The following is a 4,903-nucleotide window of genomic DNA, read 5'->3' on the forward strand; positions in this document are numbered from 1 at the left end:
AGTCTTGCCCGATAAGCATTTCACGATTCCATAAGCAAAAATTATCACACAAAGTCGAGAAGAGCCAGTCATGAGCAAGCTAGAGGTTTAAAGACTGAGCGGGTTCCAATTATTTTTATTCATAAATATTTTACACAATTCATACCAGGTAAGCAAGAGGGCTACGCCACTACTACCAAATCATTACCATCTTAGATAGTCAACAACTCAGTTTCCTCTTATCAAGAATAATTTCTAGTCAGCTTGCTCCCATCCCCGATTCTTTTCTTAGCTTTTTGCCTGCCGTTGTATCGATCTATTTTAAGCAAGAGAAGCTGAGAACCCTTGTGGGCAGGCTTTTGAACTTAGCTTGTGTCCGTCTGGGCCAGTTTTCCTAGCCATTGCCCCATAACTGATATATTTCCTGAAAAACTGGGCAATCTAGGACTAGACAGCATCGTGATAAGGGGGATAAGACCTTGGACTCCGCTAACGCTCAGAAAATTCTCGGCTATTTCATCGAAGAAGCCAAAGAACACCTGGAAACTTTGGAACAGGGGATTTTAGACTTAGGCAATCTCGTGAACAATACTGAACAGATGAACGAGATGTTTCGTGCCGCCCATTCCATTAAGGGGGGAGCGGCCATGTTAGGTTATGGCAGTATCCAAAAAACTGCTCACCGTCTTGAGGATGCTTTTAAAATACTGAAAGAAAATCCCATACAAGTGGATAAAAAATTAGAATCTTTGTTCCTCAAGGGTTATGATCTGCTTCAGATATTGATCGATAAGCTGTCCAGTCCATTAGGTTTGCAAGCCGAGGAAGCTAACGCTATCCTTAAAAAAGGTGAACCGACTTTTGCCGAATTACAGGCCCATCTTAACTATCTTCTCGACCCCCAAAAATTTACCCCAGCTGTTGCGACAGCGTCTTCTATCTCCATCCGCGTCAGAGATATCCTCAAACAGATGTTACAACTGTTCAAACAGGAAGAAACCAGTGCTTCCCGTCAGCAATTACAAAAGTTAACTTTATCTCTGTCTCAATTGGCTTCAGAACAGCAAAAGTGGCAATATTTAGTTAAAAATGCCCAATCAGCCCTGGCTAACCCCAAACATTCCTACCGCACTCTCGCCCCGGTTATTATTAAAGAATTAAAACAAGCCGGTGATTTACTAGAATGGGGTCGCGGGGAAGAAATCACCGTCAGTCAGGAATTGCAATTATTAGCCGCCGCCAAATTACCACAAATCCTAATTACCCTAGAACCGGAATTAGTAGCTAGTACCCTGCTGCAAATGTTCAATCGCCAACAGGTCTCGCAACTGGTACAGTTATTAAAAACGAGACGTTGACATCTGCCCGGGTGTAAAAAGCTGGGGGATTCCCACAAGAATAAACTTAATTGTTTTTAATTTTGGTGAGTTAGGAAGATATGTATTTAATTGTGCGCCAACCGAGTTGGCAATAATCCCAGAGGGTGAATTGGAATAGAGCCAAACCAGAAAAAGCTAAGATATGGCAAGATAAAAACTTAATGCTGACGGCTGACCCATATCAGACCTGATGCAGTATCTCTTGAGTCACCGGTCAAGCTGGGATTTACTGAGAGTAAGCAATCTGCTAGAGTTTTAACGTTCGTTAAATTTCTCGGGCAGAGAAAACAAAAAAACCATAATGGTGTTACTGGGTGTGTGGAAGTGCTTAAAAATCTCAATTTTTCGGGGCGATATTCCTCGCTGGCTCTGCTGCTGGCTATTTTCGGATTATTTCACGGGACGGTAATGGCCGAAGAAGAACCGCAAGAAATGGTTTTTCCCCGCATCGAGCAGATAGTACAGTCGCCTCCTGCGACGGGAGAAACTACGCCACCCGTGGCAGCACCGACGGAAACCCCGACGGAAACCCCAAGCCCTGCAGAAACTCCCACAACAGCCCCACCGGTGCCGGCGGAGGAGTCGCGAGTTTTGGTGGCCGAAGTGGTAGTACAGGGGGCCGATCGAGAATTAGAAAATCTAGTTTATAATACCATTCGCACCCGACCAGGACGAAGCACGACTCGATCGCAATTACAAGAAGATATTAACGCCGTTTTTGCCACGGGCTTTTTTGCCGATGTGCGGGCAGTTCCCCAAGATACGCCCCTAGGGGTGCGAGTCACCTTTGAGGTGCAACCTAACCCCGTTTTTCAGGGTGTACAGATTCAAATTGCCCCGGAAACCATGGACAAATCGATTTTACCTGCCGGGGTGGTCGAGGAAATTTTCGCTAGTCAATACGGCAAAACCCTGAATTTACGGGAATTACAGGCGGGGGTAAAAAAAATCAATGACTGGTACAGTAAAAACGGCTATGATCTGGCCCAGGTAATCGGTGCGCCGCAAGTCACTCCCGATGGTAGGGTGATTTTGGTCATTTCCGAAGGTTTAATCGAAAAAATTCAAGTACGCTACTTTAACGTCGAACAGGAACCAGTCAAGGGTAAAACCAGAGAATTTATCATTACTAGGGAAATGCGCCTAAAAGCGGGGGATATTTTCAACCGCAATACCGCCCAACAGGATTTACAGCGTGTTTTCGGTCTCGGTTTATTCGAGGATGTGCGTCTGTCTTTTTCCCCCGGCAGCGACCCAAGGGAGGTGATTGTTAACGTCGATGTGGTGGAAGGTAATACTGGTTCCCTGGCTGCTGGGGGTGGTATTAGCTCGAATGCGGGCTTATTCGGCACTGTAAGCTATCAACAGCGCAATTTTGGCGGTAATAATCAAACTTTAGGGGCAGAAGTCCAGTTAGGGGAACGGGAATTTTTATTTGATCTGAGTTTTTCCGATCCTTGGATTGCCAAGGATAATTTCCGCACTTCCTACACGGTGAACGTTTTCCGGCGACAGTCGATTTCTCTGGTTTATGATGGGGAGAATTCCTCGATTCGGACGCTTAACGATAATGATAGTCCCCGTATCGTCCGGACGGGTGGTGGTATTACTTTTGTCCGTCCTTTGGCCCCCGATGTGTTTACGAAACCAAAATGGGTGGTTTCCCTAGGCTTTAACTATCAACAGGTACAGGTGCAAAATGCCAATGGTGACATCTCCCCCCTGTCTGCACCTCTCAATGGTTTTGGCAGTCAACAACTGGCTTTTAGTTCCTCTGGGATCGATGATCTACTTTCCCTAAATATTGGCGCTATTCGAGATTTTCGCGACAATCCCCTGCAGCCCACCAGTGGCTCTTTCCTGCGTCTAGGTTTAGAACAAACTATTCCGGTCGGTTCTGGCAGTATTTTCGGCACTCGTGTTCGGGGTAGTTATAGTTACTTTATCCCCGTTCGGTTTATTAATTCCTTTAATCTCTTTGAAACCGATATTTTTAAAGGTCAGCAATCCCTCGCTTTTAATGTGCAAGCAGGGACAGTATTAGGCGATTTACCCCCCTACGATGCTTTTATTGTGGGGGGTAGTAACTCTGTACGGGGTTACGCCGAGGGAGAAGTGGGTAGCGGTCGCAGTTATTTCCAAGCGACGGCCGAATATCGTTTTCCCATTGTCGCAATTATCGGGGGGGCGTTATTTGTCGATTTCGGGACTACTATTGGTTCCCAAGGCGATGTCCCCGGTCAACCCGGGATTGTCCGGGATTTACCCGGTACTGGTCTCGGTTACGGTTTAGGTGTTCGGGTACAATCTCCCGTCGGCCAAATTCGGGTTGACTTCGGTTTTAATGTCGATGGTGGTTCTCGTCTCCATTTCGGTATCGGGGAACGATTCTAATCAGTTATCAGTTATCAGTTATCAGTTATCGATAAATTTAGTTATTTTTGCTGTTCACGGATAAAAGCTTTATTACTTAATAATTATGGTTTCTACTATCGCTAAACAATTTGAATTATCGGGAATTGGACTGCATTCGGGGGAGATAACAAGGGTGCGCGTCTGTGGGGCAAATCCGGGGGAAGGACGTTATTTTGTCCGCAGAGATTTAGCCAATCAACCGATTATTCCCGCTCTAGTTTCTTCGGTTTACCAAACAACTTTATCAACGGAATTGAGACGAGGAGAAGCAAAGGTTAGAACCGTTGAGCATTTATTGGCAGCCTTAACCGCTTTGGGGGTAGAGGATGCTCGCATTGAGGTGGATGGTGCGGAAATTCCCCTCCTTGATGGTTCGGCCAAAATCTGGGTAGAAGCGATCAAAAATGCTGGTTTAGATAACTCTTTTTCTCCATCAGATTTAACTATTTCTCAACCGATTTGGTTGTACGAAGGAGATGCTTTTGTGGCGGCGATTCCTTCCCCTGAATTACGTTTTACCTACGGCATCGATTTTACCTATAAACCGATCGGTAATCAATGGTATAGTTGGAGTCCTGATCGGGAAAGTTTTAGTCAAGCGATCGCATCAGCCCGGACTTTCGGTTTTGCCGATCAAATTGAATATTTACAAAAGGCTGGTTTAATTAAAGGAGGCAGTTTAGAAAATGCTTTAGTCTGCGATCAAAATCAATGGTTAAATCCTCCTTTACGCTTTGATAATGAGCCAGCAAGACATAAATTATTGGACTTAATTGGTGATTTGAGTTTACTGGGAACTATTCCCACCGCTCATTACATGGCTTTTAAAGCCAGTCATAAACTTCACGTTCAATTAGCGATCGCAATCACAAAATACAAGAATGAATGTTCTACCTTAAGTTGATGCAACAACACTCAAATTTTAGATCATCAAACTAAGTGGTCTGTCAAGATGTTATTGACGGATACAATCTTTTTACCCACATTCCGCACCCTAAAGTGTCACATTGAAAATTTTATCTAAATCGTCAAAACGATTGCCGGCTCTGAATTACAGGCTAATTTGTTTGCCCAGCAGATGCACAATTAGCCCTAAAAATCTGATAGCTCTGATACCAAATTATTGAGAT

General features: G+C 44.7%; 3 protein-coding genes. All 3 read left to right on the forward strand.

The features are described 5' to 3' along the window. Positions 1–458: 458 nt before the first annotated feature. The 3 genes from PX482_RS09480 to lpxC all read left to right on the forward strand — a co-directional run bounded on the left by PX482_RS09480 (position 459) and on the right by lpxC (position 4,677). Positions 459–1,337, forward strand: coding sequence for an Hpt domain-containing protein (locus tag PX482_RS09480; protein ID WP_288122364.1), 879 nt, complete (start codon positions 459–461; stop codon positions 1,335–1,337). Positions 1,338–1,766: 429 nt separating this feature from the next. Continuing rightward, positions 1,767–3,752 (forward strand): BamA/TamA family outer membrane protein, encoded by a 1,986-nt coding sequence (locus tag PX482_RS09485; protein ID WP_223213053.1) that lies wholly within the window; start codon positions 1,767–1,769, stop codon positions 3,750–3,752. Between the two features lie 85 nt (positions 3,753–3,837). Continuing rightward, positions 3,838–4,677, forward strand: a complete 840-nt coding sequence (lpxC, locus tag PX482_RS09490) for a UDP-3-O-acyl-N-acetylglucosamine deacetylase (protein ID WP_002761626.1) — start codon at positions 3,838–3,840, stop codon at positions 4,675–4,677. Positions 4,678–4,903: the final 226 nt, after the last annotated feature.

Source organism: Microcystis sp. M53602_WE12 (assembly GCF_030065455.1).
In the GTDB taxonomy this organism is placed as follows: domain Bacteria; phylum Cyanobacteriota; class Cyanobacteriia; order Cyanobacteriales; family Microcystaceae; genus Microcystis; species Microcystis aeruginosa.